Origin of the sequence: Roseibium sp., assembly GCF_965233565.1 — a bacterium.
Classification (GTDB): Bacteria; Pseudomonadota; Alphaproteobacteria; order Rhizobiales; family Stappiaceae; genus Roseibium.
This window is the reverse complement of record NZ_OZ247494.1, coordinates 2,564,394-2,581,344: the sequence shown is the minus strand read 5'-3', so window position 1 is coordinate 2,581,344 and position 16,951 is coordinate 2,564,394. Positions and strand designations below refer to the sequence as shown.

Genomic DNA, 16,951 nt, shown 5'->3' with positions numbered 1-16,951 from the left:
GCCTTTTTGTTTGGGCTGTTGTCTTTCAGGGCGACGTAGTCCGGTAGGGGGCGGGAAACACTTGCGCGGTACTTCCCGCGTCTCGTTGGTATCGTGGCTGGGACCTGAAACACCCTCCACAGCATATCGGAGACAATCTGCCGGAACTGGCAGCCAACCGGTTTCCGGGGATGGCGAGGGCGCGGCAAATCCGGTAAGACGCCCGCAAACCGGACACAGGCGCCCGTCAGCTGCTGTCTCGGTCGTGGGAGGAAACATGCGCATTCTACTGGTTCATACCGGCGGCACCATCGGCATGGCGCAGACCGGGGCCGGCTTTGCACCGCGCCGCGGCGTCGTCGAAGACGCTGTCGTGGCGTTGCAAGCCGAAGGAAAGCTGCCCGATGAGATCGAGCTTGAGGTTCTGGAGCCGCTGATCGACAGCGCCAATGCCACGCCCGAGGACTGGAACCGTATCGCCCGGGTTATTCATGCGCACCAGCACGCATTCGAGGGCGTCGTGGTGACCCACGGTACGGACACGCTTGCCTATACGTCCGCGGCGCTCTGCTTTGCATTGGAGGGTCTTCGCATTCCGGTGGTCCTGACCGGGGCCATGCTGCCGCTGACCGTGGATGGCAACGACGGGGTGCGCAATATTATCGAGGCCTTCCAGCTGGTGCAGGCGACGGCACCGGGTGTCTGGGTGCAGTTCGCCGGCAAGAAGCTGCATGGTGGCCGGGTCCGCAAGTCTCATTCGCGCGCATTTGACGGGTTCAGCGCCGATCCCAGTGACATTGCTCCGCTTCAGCAGGCCGGTGAACCCAGCCTTCATTGTGTCGGCACGCCTGCCATCGGCATCATTGCGATGGCGCCCGGCATGCCGGCGTCGCTGCTCCAGCATGCTGCCGAAACCTGCGACGGCCTGGTGCTGCGCTGCTTCGGCTCGGGCACAGCACCGGACACGCAGGGACTGAGGGTCGCTCTTGAAATTGCCCAATCGCGGCGGATCCCGGTTGTCGGCGTCAGCCAGTGTCCCGAGGGCGGCATGGCGCTCGGGACCTATGCGGCGGCGCAAATATTGCTGGACCATGATGTTGTCGACGGCCGCGACATGACTGTGGAAGCGGCCTATGCAAAGCTTGCTTATACGCTTGCCTTTGCATCTGATCCGGCGGGTCGCAGGCAGCGGCTGGAAGCCTGCCTCTGCGGGGAATTCACTCCCTGAAACGGCGTTGATCCAGCCCGTCTTGTGTTAGCGTCGATTTGTGCCGGAAATGCTCAGTCAGAAGCTCGGGCCAGGCAGCATCAAGACGTCCAGTCGACGTCCGTGGCAAACATGTAGCCGGATCCGTAAATGGTGCGGATGACTTCTGCCTCGCCCTTGCGGGTCAGCTTCTTGCGCAGGCGTGACACGCGCACATCGATGGATCGGTCGAGGCTTTCGTCCCGGCCGCCATGTTCGAGCAGATAGTCGCGCGTGAGCACGCGTTTCGGAGCTCGGAGCAACGCTTCCAGCAGAGTAGCTTCGCCGGTCGAAAGAAAGGTCTCTTCACCCTCGGGTGACGTCAGTCCGTGAGAGGTCGGCTGATAGGTCCATCCCTCGAAACGGGCCAGTTCCAGTTTCGCTGTGGCCGGTGCCTGTTCTGCAGATCGTCGCAGAATGGACCGGATCCGGGCAACGACCTCTCTCGGGTCGAAGGGCTTGACCACATAGTCGTCGGCGCCAAGTTCGAGACCCATGACCCGGTCGGTGGCGTGACCACGTGCGGAAAGCACGATGATCGGCACCGACGAGCGCCGGCGGATCTCGTTGATCAGTGCCATACCCTCCATGTCCGGCAGACCCAGGTCGACGATACAGGCATCGGGCGTCTCAAGATCGAGGGCAGACAGGACCTCCCGCGCCGTTGAGAAACTCCGGCCATCCATCTCGAATTGCTGCATGGCATCCGCCAGCAGGTTGCCGATTTCCGGCTCGTCATCGACGATGAAAACCTGGCGTCTGCCGGCCGATGCGGAGCGTGTCTGCAAGGCTGTTTCCTATCCCTTGGAATTCAATGAGAGAATCTGCTGAACGGCGTCAGCGAGTTGAGCATCTGCGAAGGGTTTCGCCAAGACCGGAAATTCACACGTCTGGCCCTGCCCGGCAAGGTTTGACCAGTCGGCATATCCGGACATCAGCGCGATGCCGAGATCCGAACGCTCGCGCCGGATCTCCCTGGCAAGAGCGAGGCCGTTGACCTGGCCCGGCATGATGATGTCGCTCAAAACGCCCTTCAGCTCCGGCAGGTCCAGAGCCAGCGTCCGGGCATCATCCGCGCTCTCCGCCAGCAGCACACTGTAGCCTAGGTTTTGAAGTTGATCGGTCACGGCCGCGGCAACATCCGGGTCGTCTTCCACCAGGAGCAGAAGCTCTCCCTGGCCGCGCTTGAGCGATTGGGCCTTGCTCTTGTCGCGGGCCTGGTCCTCTGGGTCCTGCAGACGAACAAGCGGCAGATAGAGCGTCATGAAGGTCCCGACACCGAGCGCACTGCTGATCTGAATGGCTCCGCCCGACTGGCGGATGAAACCATAGACCATGGACAGGCCAAGTCCGCTTCCTGTGCCAAAGCTCTTGGTCGTGAAAAACGGTTCAAAGACCTTGAGCTGGGTATCTGCATCCATGCCGCCGCCCGTATCTTCAACGGCAATCCGCGCATAGGGGCCGGCGGCGATGCCGAGATCTTTTGCTTCTTGCGTCTCCAGTACGGTCTCGTCCAGCGAGATCGTGAGCTGGCCGCCGTCGGGCATGGCATCGCGTGCATTGAACGCAAGGTTGATCAGGGCCGTTTCCATCTGGGTCGGATCGATGCAGGCTGCGACCTGCCGGTCGTCCGCATGGATGTTCAAGGTGATCGAGGAGGGCAGCGACCCTTCAAGAAGGCGGCTGGTGCCGGCAATGACATCGGCGAGCGGGACGGTTTGCGGATCAATCGCCTTGCCCCGGCTGAACGCCAGAAGGCGCTGGATCAGTTCCGAACCGCGCTTGGTGGCATCCAGCATTGGCGACAGCTTCTTGTCGAGAGCCTCCTTGTCGACAGGTTCTTCCAGTCGGCCAAGGCTGAGCAGGTTGCCCATCAGGATCGCCAGGAGATTGTTGAAATCGTGGGCAAGACCACCGGTCAGTTTGCCGACCGCGTCCATGCGTTGCGACTGCACCAGGGCCGCTTCGGCCTGTTTCTGGTCGGTCGCGTCGAGCGACAACACGAAGATACCGAGGGTGCGGCCGTCCTGGGTCATGTCGGGGATCAGCGTGGAGCGCATATAGGCCAGCGTGCCGTCCGGACGACTGCGCTGGTATTCATAACTGACCGCGTTGCCCTCAAAGGCCTTTTCGATATGCGGTGCGATTTCGGCAAACAGATCGTCACCGACGACATCAGGCGCCCGCTTGCCGGCAATGGAGGCAACGGACTGGCCGAACCAGTCTGCATATCGCCGGTTGGCGAAGCGGAAGACCGGGCCGGGTGACAGATAGGCGATCAGGGCGGGAATGTTGTCGGTGACCAGGCGCAGCCAGTCTTCCGACTGTTGAAGCGCGCGCGTGCGTTCCTCGACGGTCTGTTCCAGCTTTTTCTGCCGCCGACGTTCCTCGGTGACGTCCGAATAGATGGTCACAAAACCGCCCTGTGGCAGTGGGGTGCCAGAAACGGCAATGATCTGACCGTTCGGACGCACGCGCTCGAAATAATGCGGTTCGAAGAGCCTGGCGCGCTCGATCCGGCGGGCGATCTTGCCTTCGATGTCGCCTTCGCCGTATTCGCCGCGCTCCGCGTTGACGCGAATAAAGGCTTCAAGATGGGAGCCGCGCCTTACGATCTCCTCCGGCATGTCGAGCATATCGTAAAGGCCACGGTTCCAGGCGACCAGACGAAGGTCGCTGTCAAACACGGTGAAGCCCTGATTGATGTGATCGAGCGCTGCCTGAAGCAGGTCGATCTGTGCCTTGAGCTGGTCTGTTTCCTCCATGCGCGGGAGAGTAAATCAAATCGCCCGGAGACTGAACTGCTCTCGCCTAGTCCGAATGGAGGAGGCGTGTGGGCGTAAGGGCTTGCTGCGATCAACCCAGCGACGCGGCAATCTCCATCCAGATGTCTTGCGGATCTTGTGTGGCCGGGTTCCGACCGGCCCGACGGAACCAATAGGCTGCGTTGCCGGGGTCTCCTTCGATGAGATGGCAGAGACCGTGGATCCAATCGTGTGTCGGGTCCCCTTCAGCGGTCTGGCAGATCTCATGCGCTTCATGCCAGTCAGGGCCAAGTCGGAAGTCGCCTTTCTTCAGCCACCAGAGCGCTTTCATGGGTGGCGGCAATTCTTCCCGGGGGGCGCTGGCTGACAGGTCGAGGTCAGATATCTCGGCCATGGGGCTCTCCGTTTTCGTTGGCGTGCCGATTGTGGCTGCTTCGGCCAAATGTGCTAAAGAACGAGGTCATGACATTAGACCGTATTCTCAGACTTTTGCGGCAAACCTGACCAGAATGAGCAATTCGAGCCCCAAAAAAACAAATCCCACGGTTCAGGATGTCGCTCGTGCAGCCAAGGTCTCCACGGCGACGGTCAGCCGGGCCCTGTCCATGCCCGACCGGGTGTCGGAAGAAACCCGCAACAAGGTTGCCCGGGCGGTCGAGGAAACCGGCTATGTGCTCAATCACGCGGCCCGCAACTTGCGCCGCCGGGACACAGGCGCGATCGTTGCCCTTGTTCCCGATATCGGTAACTCGCATTTTTCCAATATCCTTCAAGGGATCGAAACCGTCTGCGCCGACCGCAATCTCAAGGTTCTGATTGCAGATACGCGCAAGCCTTCGATGGCACGCTCAAATCTCAACGAGTTCTTTAGCCAGAACAATTGCGACGGCATTGTCATCATGGACGGGCATTTTTCGATCGCCGAAATTCGGGCCGCCAATCCAAAACTGCCGCCTATCGTAACGGCGGGCGAATGGAGTGATGACCCGACCGTGCCCATTGCCGTCGTCAACAATCTGCTTGGTGCAAATCTTGCGGTGTCGCATCTGCTGGCCCTCGGCCACAAGACCGTCGGCCATGTCACCGGGCTGTTGTCGCACAAGCCCGGTCGCGACCGTCTGGAAGGTTTCAGGGCAACGCTCTCAGGTGCCGGACTGGAGGCTGAAGAGGCCTGGGTCTTCGAAGGTGACTACACTCTGGAATCGGGCAGGCAGGCGGCGGAAGGCTGGCTTGCTCTGAAGGACAGGCCGACGGCTGTTTTCTGTGCCAGTGATCGCGCCGCCTTCGGTTTCATTTCGACATTGAGTGAAGCCGGTTTCAACGTGCCGGAAGACGTGTCGGTGGTCGGTTTCGACGATATCGATATTGCAGGCCACTTCGTGCCGCCTCTGACGACGATCCACCAGCCGCGCCGCGCTGTCGGGGAACAGGCGGCACAACTGCTGTTGAACCTTTTGCAGGGTGGGCAGCCAAAAACGGCGAGTGTTCAATTGGAGCCCTGGCTGGTGGTGCGCAGGAGCACGGCAGCGCCGGGAAATCTTGCGAGTGAAGGCACCAGCTAAGGTCCTGGCTCTGGAAAATCGGCTGAAGAGCTGCAGCGCAACACAAGGTCTCCTTATCGTTTGTCCGGTTGCACATCCTTCAGCTGGCTGGCGAATTCCTTGATGTTTTCGCGGGTGTAGGGCGTGTGATAGCGCTTTTCACCGGCAGGATTGTTGCCTAGGCCCAGCTGGCGTTCGGGCCGCCAGGCGGATTGGGGCCGTATGGGCCTCGGCATGAAGTTGCCGCCGCATTTCGGGCAGACATCCTTGAGAACCGTGTCGACGCAATCCGCGCAATAGGTGCATTCGTAGCTGCAGATTCGGGCTTCAGCAGATTGTGGCGGCAGATCGCAGTCGCATAATTCGCAGTTGGGGCGCAGCTCGAGCATGGCTTTCTCCTTCAAGTCAGGTCCTGGGCCATTGTTGCCTCGCAATCGTTCTGACATAAATGACATGATGCCCACTTTTTCTGCCAATATTGATCAAGTCAGACGCCGGGTCGCCTTTGTTCTGTTCGATCGGACGAAGCTGATTGACGTGACCGGACCGTTGCAAGTGTTCAACGATGCCCGCTTTCCGGATGCGACCGGGCTGCCTGGCCGCAAGGCCTACGAGATTGAACTGCTGTCGGAGCGCGGCGGCCCCGTTGTCACAGATGCCGGGATCTCGCTTGAAACGGGAGCGTTCGACACCTGCGCGAGCGATCCCCCGGACACGCTCCTGGTTTCCGGTGGCAACAGTGCGCTGGAGGCTGCAAAGTCGGACGGCTTGCAGATCTTTCTGTCTGAGATGTCTGGCCGGGTCCGTCGCATCGGGTCGATTTGTCTTGGAGCCTTTATTCTTGCGAGAGGCGGGCTCCTGAATGGCAAACGGGCGACCACTCATTGGATGGCGTGTTCCGATCTGCAACGCCGGTATCCGGACATAAAACTCAATGAAAACTCCATCTTTGAAAAAGACGGCAAGGTCTGGACATCCGCGGGGGTGACGGCTGGTATCGACATGGCGCTTGCCATGGTCGAGGAGGATCTGGGCAGGGCCGAAGCCTTGCGGCTGGCGCAGTCACTGGTGCTCTATGTGCGCCGGACGGGTGGACAGCAGCAGTTCAGTTCCGCGCTTGCAAGGCAAACGGAAAGCAGCGGCGATGTTTTTGATGCCCTGGTCACGGACATCATGGCAAATCTGGCGGCCGATCTGTCCGTGCCGCGGCTGGCCGAGAAGGTGCATATGAGCGAGCGGAATTTCGCCCGCAAGTTTTCAAAAGTCATGGGCATGAGCCCGGCCCGATTTGTTGAAGACCTGCGCGTTGAGGCGGCCTGCGAAGCCATGCAGCGAGGGGAAGCGCAATTGGCGGAGTTGCCGCATCTGTTCGGGTTCGGAAATGCGGAACGAATGCGGCGGGCTTTTCAGCGGAAGAAGGGAATCGCGCCGCAGGACTACCTGCAGCGCTTTGGCGGTTAGAGTAATCAGCCCCGTGTCTAGTGCGGCGCCCGTTCCGCCCAGCCCGCGAAAATCTTCTCCAGTCCGACAACGATATAATAGAGAACGATGCCGAGCAGGGCGAGCGCGATCAGGACCGCGAACATGAGCGGGTAGTCCGAATTGGTTTTACCGCTGTCGAAGAGGGCGCCGAGGCCGCGACCATGCGGGCTGACGATTTCCATCAGGTTGGTGCCGATAAAGGCAAGTGTTACCGAGACCTTCAGGGCTCCGAAGAATTCCGGCAGGGTCTTGGGCAGCGCAATTTTCCAGAAGATCGTCGTCTGTGACGCCCCTAGCGATCTGAGGATGTCCCGGTATTCCGGTTCCAGGGTCGACAGGCCGATCGAGACTGAAACAGCAATCGGGAAAAACGAGATCATGAAGGCGATCAGGATGGTGTTGAAGTCATGAGCGCCGACGAACATCAGCGCGACGATCGGCACCACCGTTGCCTTGGGGATGGCGTTGAAGCCGACCAGGAGCGGGTAAAGCGCATCGCGCATGGTGCGCGAAAAGCCCATGAGCATGCCAAAGGCCGTGCCGACGATCACCGCCAGCAGCAGGCCGACCACCGTGCGCCAGAGCGTTTGCCAACCCATCACCAGGAACAGCTCCCAGTAGCGGGTATAGGCGGGCCAGAGATCGCTAGGGGAGGCCATCTTGTAGTTGGGCCAGCCGTTCAGCCAGACGAGGGCCTCCCAGAGCAGCAGGAAAACAAGCATGGCCACAAGAGGCACGATCACATTACGGAAGCGTCCGGTCATGCTGCTGGCTCCTCTTCCGGGGCGCGGCCCTGTGCAATCTCGATCTGGTGCCTCAGGATCGCCAGTCGTTCAGCAGCCTCTGCCGTGTAAAGTTCCTCGAGCGAAGCACGTTCGGCACGCGGAATGGACATGACATATTGCGTGTGCGCGGGACGGCCGGACAACACCACCACCTGGTCACCCAGAAAGATGGATTCGCGCAGGTCGTGGGTGATCAGCACGCCGGTGAAGGGTTCCTTTTCCTTCAGGTCATGCATGGTCTGCCAGAGGTCTTCGCGCGTGAAGGCATCGAGAGCCCCGAAGGGTTCGTCAAGGATCAGGACTTCGGGCTGGTGAACCAGCGCCCGGCAGAGCGACGCCCGCTGGCGCATGCCGCCGGAGAGTTCCGATGGCCGCTTGTCTTCAAAGCCCTCAAGGCCGACGAGAGACAGGAGATGCCGTGCCCGGTCGACGGCGGCCTTTCCCTTCAGGCCGTTCGGCACGATTTCCAGGGGCAGCATCACGTTTTTCAGGATCGTGCGCCATTCCAGAAGCACGGGGTTCTGAAAGGCCATGCCGACCGTGGAGCGTGGACCGCGCACCCGTTCACCGTGAAGCCAGACCTCGCCTTCGTCGGGTTTCATCAGTCCGGCGATCAGCCGGGTCAAGGTGGATTTTCCGCAGCCGGATGGGCCGACAACAGCGCAGAAACCACCTTCTTCTACGGAAACATTCAACCCGTCCAAAACGGGCAAGGGACCGGCCGCCGTCGCATAGGCGTGGCGGACGTCCTTGATTTCAATCAGTGCTGTCATGGGGTCCTTGGATCGACCGGGAGGGAAGCGGGGGCGGGCCCCCGCCCCGAACTTGTTTCAAACCTACTTCAGAGAGAAACCACCTGCAGGCAGGTAGGCGTCGGTGAAATAGAGGCTGGCATCCGGCGCGTTCTGGAAGTCATAGACCGTGCCGATCTGCTTGATGGCATTGGCCATGCGGTCAGCATCAATGCCGCCCATGCCGTTGGCGCTGGTGTAGTCGGTGACGACATTGGCGTCGATTGCCAGCTGAAGCCGGCGCTGCTCAAGCGCCGCATCGGCGGCCGGGTTGCGTTTGACAAGCGACGGAATGACGGCTTCCGGGTCGGCAATCGCGTCTTTCCAGCCCATGGCAACCGCTTCCAGGAAGCCCTTGACCACATCCGGGTTCGCTTCGGCGAACTCGGTGTTCACGATCACCGCATTGCCATAGAGGTCCAGGCCGTGATCGGCCATCAGGATGGTGGAGATATCTTCTTCCGGAACACCAAGGCGCACCAGGTTCAGATAGGAGCTGAAAGAGAAGCCGGTGATCGACGACACGTTGCCTTCGGCCAACATCGGTTCACGGGTTGGAAAGCCGACCGGCTCGACCTTGATGTCGTCCATGTTGATGCCGTTTTCCGCGGCAAAGATCGGAAACTGTGCCCAGGCTCCGTCCGGTGGCGGGGCGCCCAGAACCTTGCCGGCCAGATCGCCCGGACCCTCGACACCCAGGGACTTGCGGCCGATCACGGCGAAGGGTGGTTTGTCGTAGACCATCATGGCGGCGATGACGGGTGCGCCCGGATTCTGGTCGATGAACTTGATCAGGCTGTTGATGTCCGCAAAACCGATTGGAAAGGCGCCTGTCGCAACCTTCGGAATGGCGTCCAGCGAACCGGAACCGGCGGTGATTTCGACATTCAGGCCCTTGTCTGCGAAGTGACCATTGTCGATGGCTGCAAAATAGGGGGCAGACGGTCCTTCGAATTTCCAATCGAGGGCAAAGGGAACATCTGTCGTGTCGCTTGCCACCGCCGCGGTCGTTCCAAGCGCCACGAGCGCAGCTGCGACGATCTTGCTGTAGAGCATCAACCTCTCCTGTATTTTCGTCAGCGCAGTCTCATCGCTGCGCCCGTCCTGCAATGCACAAGCATGACACGTTAGTGATGGTGGTTTTGTTTTGCAAACTTTTTCGGCAAGTGCATTTTTTGGGCAGAGCGCATGATGTCGTGTCTCTCCCTGATCCAAATCCGGCATTGCCGAACAGCGCAAAATCGCCGGTGACTTATTCCAGCTGATCCGGGTAAGGATTGGCTAGGTTTAATTTACGTTAAGTAAGATTGACCCATATTGCCAAGAATTATCGGGGGATTCGTATTTTTCGAATGTCACTCAGTGTGGCCGGCAGTCAGAGGGGGCGGAGGGCCAAACGATCCTCCATGTGTCTGGCGCGATTGTGGTGAGGCAGCGGGTAATGCCGAGTTTGAGAGGATGTTCGACGACATTTTGCCGGTTGCGCCATGCTGCCGCTCTCCTGCTTTTTCTGTTTGCTGTCGGGCTTGAGACAGGCTTCGCGTCCGAGGGGCAAGAAGGGTCCGCTTTGACGTCCCTCAAGACATTGCTCGACCCGCAGCCCATTTCCAGGCACTGGAACGTCATGGTTTTTGGCGGTCGGCTCAGTTCCGAGCCGATGGATCAGGTTCTTCTTTTCAGCGATGAGTATGAAGATACCGGTTTCATCGGAGCTGCAGCCGGCTATGAGTTCTACCGAAATTCCCTGTTTTCCTTCGAGGCGGAAGCCGGCGCCGGTGCAATGTTCGGCGACAGCAACGGTCCTCAGGTCTGGGGCGCGCTCTATGCCCGCTGGCACAACTTCCCCTGGAACGAGACGATCAGGACCAGTGTCGCCGTCAGCACGGGCCTGAACTACACCATCAAACGCATGGACTATGAGGCCCGCAGCGCCGCGCCCGATCCCAACCGGAAGCTGCTCCATTATTTCTCGCCTGAAGTTACCTTTGCCTTGCCCAGTCATCCGGATACCGAGCTGGTCTTCCGCATGCATCACCGGTCCAGCGTCTACGGCCTGTTCGACTGCCGCCGTTGTGGATCAGATACGCCGACCCTGGGTATCCGGCACCGGTTCTAGCCCCGAACGCTCACTTGATTGATGAATGGGGTCCAGCCAGGATTGGCGGGTTGGCGTTCGGCCACTTGATAACCGCCGTCCGTTGGCCGGCCGCGGTTCGAACTGGCAGTCGGGCGCGACCAATAGGGGAGCCCCGGAATGCAGTATGATGCTGAGACACCGGATGCCTATCTGAAGGCCCTTGAAGATGACTGGCGCAAGCAAACGCTGCTGCAGTTGCGCAAAGTGATACGCAAGGCGGCGCCGGAGATTGAAGAATGCATCCATTACAAGATGTTGGGGTTTCGGATCGGCGAGGATTTCGTTTTTCATCTCAATGCGCAGCGCAATTATGTCAGCCTTTATGTCGGTGACGCTTCGCGGATCGACCCGGACGGCATGCTGCTCAAGGGCCTGAGTGTGGGCAAGGGCTGTGTGCGATTTGCCAAGTCAAAAGCCGTCGAGCAGACACGGATCTCCGATTTCATTCAAAAGGCACTGGCGATGAAAGCCGGTGGTGAGCAGTTCGGTTGTTGAAAGGACGGCTGGTTATGTGCCGACCTTGGTCCCGTCCAGTCTCCAGGGTGGAAACCTGCGATCGGGTCCTGCGTGAAACAGGCAGAGCCTGTTGCCTGACGGGTCGCTGAAACGGGCCTCCTTCCAGCGCCACCTTTCTTCCTTTGGCGGGGTCTCAAACGCGATGCCCTGTTCGACCAGCTGCCGGTAGTGCTGATCGACATCGTCGACCTCGAAGTAAAAGACGGCGCCCGGCGTAACCGGGTTTTCGGCCTTGTGAAGGGAAAGCGTCGTGGAGCCGGAGGGAAGTTCAAACCGGGCATATCGGCCTTCGCTCAGAACAATCAGATGCAGTCCGAGCCGCTGGTAAAAATCCACCGACGCTTCAAAGTCGGCAGCGTCCAACGTGACCTGGTTCAAATCCATTTCCATCTCCAAATTTCGACAAATCCTGAACGGGCCGGCATCATGCCTTCTCAAGTTAACTTGAGGTCAAGAGGTTTTTCTGACCCGAGTACCAGGTGCCAGAGCCCTGTTCTCATTCAGGTTTTCCGTCGCGGGCGCGCGCATGCCGAGAAAGCCATTTCGCACTCGCAGCGCGATTGAAACATTTCGACATGATTGAAACATATTGCTGCAAACGCCCGGTCCTAGCGTGAAGATAACGGGTTGGGACACGCTGCCGGTCTGCCATTCACAATTTACCGGTTGAAGGTTGGCGCGGCAGAGAGTTTCATACCCATCAGGGAACGATCCCGGACAACCGGGGCGCCTTCTAAAGGGAAGAAACAGTTCATGGTAGGGTCGGCCAGCGCGTCATCGCGCGGGGAGGACACCTTTCCGAAAATCCTTCTGCAAAACGCGAAGGTTTTCGGTGACCGGACAGCGTTCCGGGAAAAGGATTTCGGGATCTGGCAAAGCTGGACCTGGTCCGAGGTGTTGGAAGAGCTCCGCGCATTTTCCATCGGATTGAAGTCTCTGGGGCTGAAGCCTGGAGACAAGATCGCCATTGTCGGCTCGAATCGGCCACGGCTCTACTGGTCGATGGTCGCCGCCCAGGCGATCGGGGCCGTGCCCGTGCCGGTCTACGCGGACAGCGTGGCAGAGGAAATGGCCTATGTTCTGGGGCATGCCGAAGTCACCTTTGCGGTTGTAGAAGACCAGGAGCAGGTCGACAAGCTGCTGTCCATGTCCGAGGACGTGCCCTCGCTGCGGCATGTGATCTATGACGAGGCGCGCGGTCTCAGGGATTACGACCACACCCAGCTGCATGATTACGCCTCTGTGCAGGATCTCGGCCGTGACCAGCTGAAAAAGTCTGCGTCGGCAGCCGATGACTGGGCCTCGGGCTTTTCCGGTGGCAAGGGCTCCGACATTGCCGTCATGCTTTATACGTCCGGGACGACGGGTCGTCCGAAAGGCGTGATGCTGTCCTTCGACAACCTGGTCATCTCGGCTCGGAATGCCAACGTCTTCGACAATCTGAACGAGACCGAGGAAGTGCTCGCCTACCTGCCGATGGCCTGGATCGGCGACCACGTCTTCTCGCTCGCGCAGTCCTTCACCGCCGGCTATTGCGTCAATTGCCCGGAAAGCATGGACACGATCGATGTGGACCGGCGCGAGATCGCGCCGACCTACTTCTTTGCACCGCCCCGGGTCTTTGAAAACATGCTGACCATGATCATGGTGCGCATGGAAGATGCCGGCAAAACCAAACGCAAGATGTTCGACTTCTTTATGGGCGTTGCGCGCAAGGTCGGTGAGAAGATCCTGAATGGCGAGGAGGTCGCCTTCAAGGACCGCATGCTCTACGGGCTTGGCGAGTTCTTTGTCTATGGACCGCTGAAAAACCGGATGGGCCTGACCCGCATGAAGGTCGGCTACACGGCCGGTGAGGCCATCGGTCCGGAAATCTTCCAGTTCTACCGCTCACTCGGGCTGAACCTGAAGCAGCTCTACGGTCAGACCGAAGCCAGCGTGTACATCACCCTGCAGCCGGACGGCGAGATCTTCGGTGACACGGTCGGAAAGCCCGCTCCGGATGTCGAGCTGAAAATCGCCGACAGCGGCGAGGTGATGTATCGCTCTCCCGGCGTCTTTGTCGGCTACTTCAAGAATGACGAGGCGACCGCCAGCACCAAGACGCCCGATGGCTGGGTGCATACTGGGGATGCGGGCATCATTGCCGAAAACGGCCACCTGAAGATCATCGACCGCGCCAAGGATGTCGGCAAGCTGAACGACGGGGCGCTGTTTGCGCCGAAATACATCGAGAACAAACTCAAGTTCTTCCCGAACATCAAGGAGGCCGTCGCCTTCGGTCACGAGAAGGACATGGTGGCGGTGTTCATCAACATCGATCTGACTGCTGTCGGGTCCTGGGCGGAGCGCAACAATGTCAACTACGCGTCCTATCAGGAACTGGCTGCCAATCCGGATGTCTACGGCATGATCGAAAGCCATGTGGACCAGGTCAACCGGGACCTGTCGCAGGAGCCGATGATGGCAGGCGCACAGATTAAGCGCTTCCTGATCCTGCACAAGGAACTGGACGCCGATGACGGTGAGCTGACCCGGACACAGAAAGTCCGGCGCAGCTTCATCGCCGAGCGCTATGCGCCGCTGATCGATGCGCTTTACGACGGCTCGACGTCAAAACATGTGCGTACGGAGGTCACGTTTGAGGACGGCCGCAAGGGCGCGATCGAGGCCACTGTCGAGATCCGCGACATGACCGCTCATGACGCTGCCAAGGGCATGCAGGAGGCCGCCGAATGAACGCCATCGTACAGGAAAACGCGATGTCCCCGGAGCCGGCCACCAAAACCGCCAAGCGCGAGGTTCTGCTCCAGGTCGACAATGTCTCGCTGTCCTTCGGCGGCGTGAAGGCGATCACCGACATTTCCTTCGATATCCAGAAGGGCGAGATCCGGGCGATCATCGGCCCGAACGGGGCCGGCAAAACCTCGATGCTGAATGTCATCAACGGCTTTTATCACCCGCAGGAAGGCACGATCACCTGGCAGGGCAAGGTCCGCCGCAAGATGAAGCCGTACGAGGCGGCCAGCAACGGCATTGCCCGGACCTTCCAGAACGTGGCGCTGTTCAAGGGCATGACGACGCTCGACAACATCATGTCGGGCCGGTCGCTGAAGATGCACAGGAACTTCTTCTGGCAGCTTCTGTGGCGCGGTCCGGCCGAACAGGAAGAGATCGAACATCGGCGCAAGGTCGAGGACATCATCGACTTCCTGGAAATCCAGGCCATCCGCAAGACGCCGGTGGGCCGTCTTCCCTATGGCCTGCAGAAGCGGGTCGAGCTTGGCCGCGCGCTTGCTATGGAGCCTGATCTGCTTCTGCTCGACGAGCCGATGGCCGGCATGAACCTGGAAGAAAAAGAAGACATGAGCCGGTTCATCCTGGACGTGAACCAGGAGTTCGGCACGACGATCGCCCTCATTGAACATGACATGGGTGTCGTCATGGATCTTTCCGACCGCGTGGTCGTGCTCGACTACGGCAAGAAGATCGCGGATGGCCCGCCGGAAGAAGTGCAGGCCAATCAGAACGTGATCGACGCATATCTCGGCGTGAGCCACTAGGGGGACGAACGGACCATGCTCTACGACATTTTCATCGACCCCTTCGTGCAGATGTATTCCATGCCGGATTTCTTCCTGCAGGTTCTGTGGGAAGGTTTTGTCGCCGGAATTCTCTATGCCCTGATCGCGCTCGGTTTCGTGCTGATCTTCAAGGCGTCTGGTGTCTTCAACTTCGCCCAGGGCATCATGGTGGTGTTTGCCGGCCTGACCCTGGTCGGGCTCCATGAAAACGGGGTGCCCGCCTATATCGCATTGGCCCTGACCATTGGCGCCATGGGTATACTCGCCTATGGCGTGGAACGGGTCGTGATGCGGCCGCTGGTCAACCAGCCTGACATCATCCTCCTGATGGCCACCATCGGCCTGACCTACTTCCTGATCGGCTTCGGCGAATTTGTCTTTGGCGGCGAACCGAAACAGATGATCACGGAAGAACTCGGCCTGCCGACAGGTTCGACCGCTTTCGAATTCGGTGACCGCGGTCTGGTGATCCTGCAGCATATCGACATTGCGGCGGCCGTGATTGCGGTGATCATGGTGGCGGCGCTTGGCATCTTCTTCAACAAGACACGGATCGGCCGGGCCCTGCGGGCGGTGGCGGATGACCACCAGGCGGCCCTGTCCGTCGGTATCTCCCTCAACCAGATCTGGGCGATTGTCTGGTTCGCGGCCGGTCTGGTGGCGCTGGCAACCGGCATCATGTGGGGCGCGCGCTCCGACGTCTCCTTCGCGCTGGAAATCGTGGCCTTCAAGGCCTTGCCGGTGCTGATCCTCGGTGGCTTCACCTCCATTCCAGGGGCGATTGTCGGCGGGCTGATCATCGGCTTTGGCGAAAAAATCGGCGAGCTCTACTGGGGCGGACTTGTCGGCGGCGGCATTGAATCGTGGCTGGCCTATATCATTGCCCTGATTTTCCTACTGTTCCGGCCGCAAGGTCTCTTCGGCGAACGCATCATCGAGCGGATTTAAGGGAGAGGCTCAAGCACATGTTCTATCGCGAAGCTGGCCAATTCAAGACAAGCTACAAGGCGGATCAGGCGCTCATGCCGATCCTCCAGGACCGGCTCGGTCTGGCCGTTATTCTTGCTGTCGCATTCGTCGTCATTCCGCTCTTTGCCAATGACTTCTTCCTGACCTCGATCATGATCCCGTTCCTGGTGTTCGCGCTGGCGGCGATCGGCCTGAACATCCTGACCGGTTTCTGCGGACAGCTTTCTCTCGGGACCGGGGCGTTCATGGGGGTTGGCGCCTATGCGGCCTACAAGCTCACCACCATCTTTCCGGATGCCAATGTCATCCTGATGGTGCTGCTGTCGGGTGTGTTCTCCGCCGCCATCGGTGCCGTGTTCGGCCTGCCGAGCCTGCGCATCAAGGGGCTCTACCTGGCAGTGACCACGCTGGCGGCCCAGTTCTTTCTGGAGTGGTGTTTCATCCGCATTTCCTGGCTCTACAACGACAACGCATCGGGCGCGATCGAAGTGCCGCATCGCGAAGCGTTTGGATTTGTGGTCTCGGGCGCGGAAGCCACACCGATCGTGCGCTACTTCATCGTCCTGTGCATCACGGTCGGCATCGCCTTCCTGATCGCCAACGTGCTGCGCGGACGGATCGGCCGCTCCTGGATGATGATCCGCGACATGGACATTGCCGCGGAGCTGATGGGCATTCGCCCGCTGCAGACCAAGCTGATGGCCTTCGCCGTATCGTCCTATATCTGCGGCGTTGCCGGTGCGATGATGGTGTTCTTCTGGCTGAACGCGGCAGAGCCGTCGTCCTACTCGATCGCGCTGTCGTTCCAGATCCTGTTCATGGTGATCCTGGGCGGTCTCGGCAGTCTTGCCGGAGCCTTCATGGGCGCGGCCTTCATCTGGATCCTGCCGGTGTTCCTGAAGTTCATTCCGGGCATGCTCGGCTTCGATATCGCGGCAGAAACCGTCGAACATGTCACGTTCATGGTTGTCGGTGCGCTCATCATCTTCTTCCTGATCGTGGAGCCGCACGGCTTTGCCCGGCTCTGGCAGATCGGGAAACAGAAGCTCAGGGTCTGGCCGTTCCCCTACTAGGGGGCTGCCAGCCTTTTCGCCGCCATCCGGATTTGGACCTGTCCGGTGAGGAATGGCGTAACTGGTCCGGCGGTTTCGGGTGG

At 59.8% G+C, this 16,951-nt stretch carries 17 protein-coding genes; 9 read left to right on the top strand and 8 right to left on the bottom strand.

The genetic code is table 11. From position 1 onward, the window contains the following. Positions 1-256: 256 nt before the first annotated feature. The gene (locus tag ACO6TG_RS11840) at positions 257-1,207 is read left to right on the top strand and encodes an asparaginase (protein WP_422378354.1); all 951 of its coding nucleotides are present in this window, start codon (positions 257-259) and stop codon (positions 1,205-1,207) included. Positions 1,208-1,287: 80 nt separating this feature from the next. Here the strand turns inward: ACO6TG_RS11840 and ACO6TG_RS11835 are convergent, their stop codons facing one another. From ACO6TG_RS11835 to ACO6TG_RS11825, 3 genes are all read right to left on the bottom strand, one after another. Continuing rightward, on the bottom strand, positions 1,288-2,013 hold the full coding sequence (locus tag ACO6TG_RS11835; RefSeq protein ID WP_422378353.1) for a response regulator transcription factor: 726 nt from the start codon (positions 2,011-2,013) through the stop codon (positions 1,288-1,290). Positions 2,014-2,022: 9 nt separating this feature from the next. After that, positions 2,023-3,990 carry a PAS-domain containing protein gene (locus ACO6TG_RS11830; RefSeq protein WP_422378352.1) on the bottom strand — a complete coding sequence of 656 codons (1,968 nt, stop codon included), beginning with the start codon at positions 3,988-3,990 and terminating at the stop codon, positions 2,023-2,025. 91 nt (positions 3,991-4,081) lie between these two features. Beyond that, entirely contained in the window at positions 4,082-4,384 is a 303-nt protein-coding gene (locus ACO6TG_RS11825; protein ID WP_422378351.1) for a hypothetical protein, read from the bottom strand. Between the two features lie 115 nt (positions 4,385-4,499). Between ACO6TG_RS11825 and ACO6TG_RS11820 the strand changes: the two genes are divergently transcribed. Further along, positions 4,500-5,552: a LacI family DNA-binding transcriptional regulator gene (locus ACO6TG_RS11820; RefSeq protein ID WP_422378350.1), complete on the top strand. Its 1,053-nt coding sequence runs from the start codon at positions 4,500-4,502 to the stop codon at positions 5,550-5,552. A gap of 53 nt (positions 5,553-5,605) precedes the next feature. Here the strand turns inward: ACO6TG_RS11820 and ACO6TG_RS11815 are convergent, their stop codons facing one another. Next, positions 5,606-5,920 carry a DUF1272 domain-containing protein gene (locus tag ACO6TG_RS11815; RefSeq protein ID WP_422378349.1) on the bottom strand — a complete coding sequence of 105 codons (315 nt, stop codon included), beginning with the start codon at positions 5,918-5,920 and terminating at the stop codon, positions 5,606-5,608. 64 nt (positions 5,921-5,984) lie between these two features. On the opposite strand from ACO6TG_RS11815, the gene ACO6TG_RS11810 reads away from it, so the two are divergent. Beyond that, entirely contained in the window at positions 5,985-6,992 is a 1,008-nt protein-coding gene (locus ACO6TG_RS11810) for a GlxA family transcriptional regulator (protein WP_422378348.1), read from the top strand. Positions 6,993-7,009: 17 nt separating this feature from the next. Here the strand turns inward: ACO6TG_RS11810 and ACO6TG_RS11805 are convergent, their stop codons facing one another. The 3 genes from ACO6TG_RS11805 to ACO6TG_RS11795 all read right to left on the bottom strand — a co-directional run bounded on the left by ACO6TG_RS11805 (position 7,010) and on the right by ACO6TG_RS11795 (position 9,645). Beyond that, positions 7,010-7,777: an ABC transporter permease gene (locus ACO6TG_RS11805; protein ID WP_422378347.1), complete on the bottom strand. Its 768-nt coding sequence runs from the start codon at positions 7,775-7,777 to the stop codon at positions 7,010-7,012. Further along, on the bottom strand, positions 7,774-8,571 hold the full coding sequence (locus tag ACO6TG_RS11800) for an ABC transporter ATP-binding protein (protein ID WP_422378346.1): 798 nt from the start codon (positions 8,569-8,571) through the stop codon (positions 7,774-7,776). The genes ACO6TG_RS11805 and ACO6TG_RS11800 overlap by 4 nt, the downstream gene beginning before the upstream one ends. Before the next feature lie 63 nt (positions 8,572-8,634). Further along, complete coding sequence (locus tag ACO6TG_RS11795) at positions 8,635-9,645, bottom strand: ABC transporter substrate-binding protein (protein WP_422378345.1); 1,011 nt, start codon at positions 9,643-9,645, stop codon at positions 8,635-8,637. Positions 9,646-10,156: 511 nt separating this feature from the next. Here ACO6TG_RS11795 and ACO6TG_RS11790 point away from each other — a divergent pair. Both ACO6TG_RS11790 and ACO6TG_RS11785 read left to right on the top strand, forming a co-directional pair. Continuing rightward, positions 10,157-10,705, top strand: a complete 549-nt coding sequence (locus tag ACO6TG_RS11790) for a hypothetical protein (protein WP_422378344.1) — start codon at positions 10,157-10,159, stop codon at positions 10,703-10,705. Positions 10,706-10,843: 138 nt separating this feature from the next. Beyond that, on the top strand, positions 10,844-11,221 hold the full coding sequence (locus tag ACO6TG_RS11785; protein WP_422378343.1) for an iron chaperone: 378 nt from the start codon (positions 10,844-10,846) through the stop codon (positions 11,219-11,221). Positions 11,222-11,233: 12 nt separating this feature from the next. On the opposite strand, the gene ACO6TG_RS11780 is transcribed toward ACO6TG_RS11785, so the two are convergent. Then, positions 11,234-11,626 carry a VOC family protein gene (locus ACO6TG_RS11780; protein ID WP_422378342.1) on the bottom strand — a complete coding sequence of 131 codons (393 nt, stop codon included), beginning with the start codon at positions 11,624-11,626 and terminating at the stop codon, positions 11,234-11,236. 369 nt (positions 11,627-11,995) lie between these two features. Here ACO6TG_RS11780 and ACO6TG_RS11775 point away from each other — a divergent pair, with 369 nt between their 5' ends. From ACO6TG_RS11775 to ACO6TG_RS11760, 4 genes are read left to right on the top strand one after another with little or no spacing between them, the layout of a single operon-like run. Beyond that, complete coding sequence (locus ACO6TG_RS11775) at positions 11,996-13,981, top strand: AMP-dependent synthetase/ligase (protein ID WP_422378341.1); 1,986 nt, start codon at positions 11,996-11,998, stop codon at positions 13,979-13,981. 23 nt (positions 13,982-14,004) lie between these two features. Next, positions 14,005-14,805: an ABC transporter ATP-binding protein gene (locus ACO6TG_RS11770; protein ID WP_422378870.1), complete on the top strand. Its 801-nt coding sequence runs from the start codon at positions 14,005-14,007 to the stop codon at positions 14,803-14,805. A 15-nt stretch (positions 14,806-14,820) separates the two neighbouring features. Continuing rightward, positions 14,821-15,774, top strand: a complete 954-nt coding sequence (locus ACO6TG_RS11765) for a branched-chain amino acid ABC transporter permease (RefSeq protein ID WP_094072548.1) — start codon at positions 14,821-14,823, stop codon at positions 15,772-15,774. 17 nt (positions 15,775-15,791) lie between these two features. After that, positions 15,792-16,868: a branched-chain amino acid ABC transporter permease gene (locus ACO6TG_RS11760; protein WP_422378340.1), complete on the top strand. Its 1,077-nt coding sequence runs from the start codon at positions 15,792-15,794 to the stop codon at positions 16,866-16,868. The last annotated feature ends 83 nt before the right edge of the window (positions 16,869-16,951 follow it).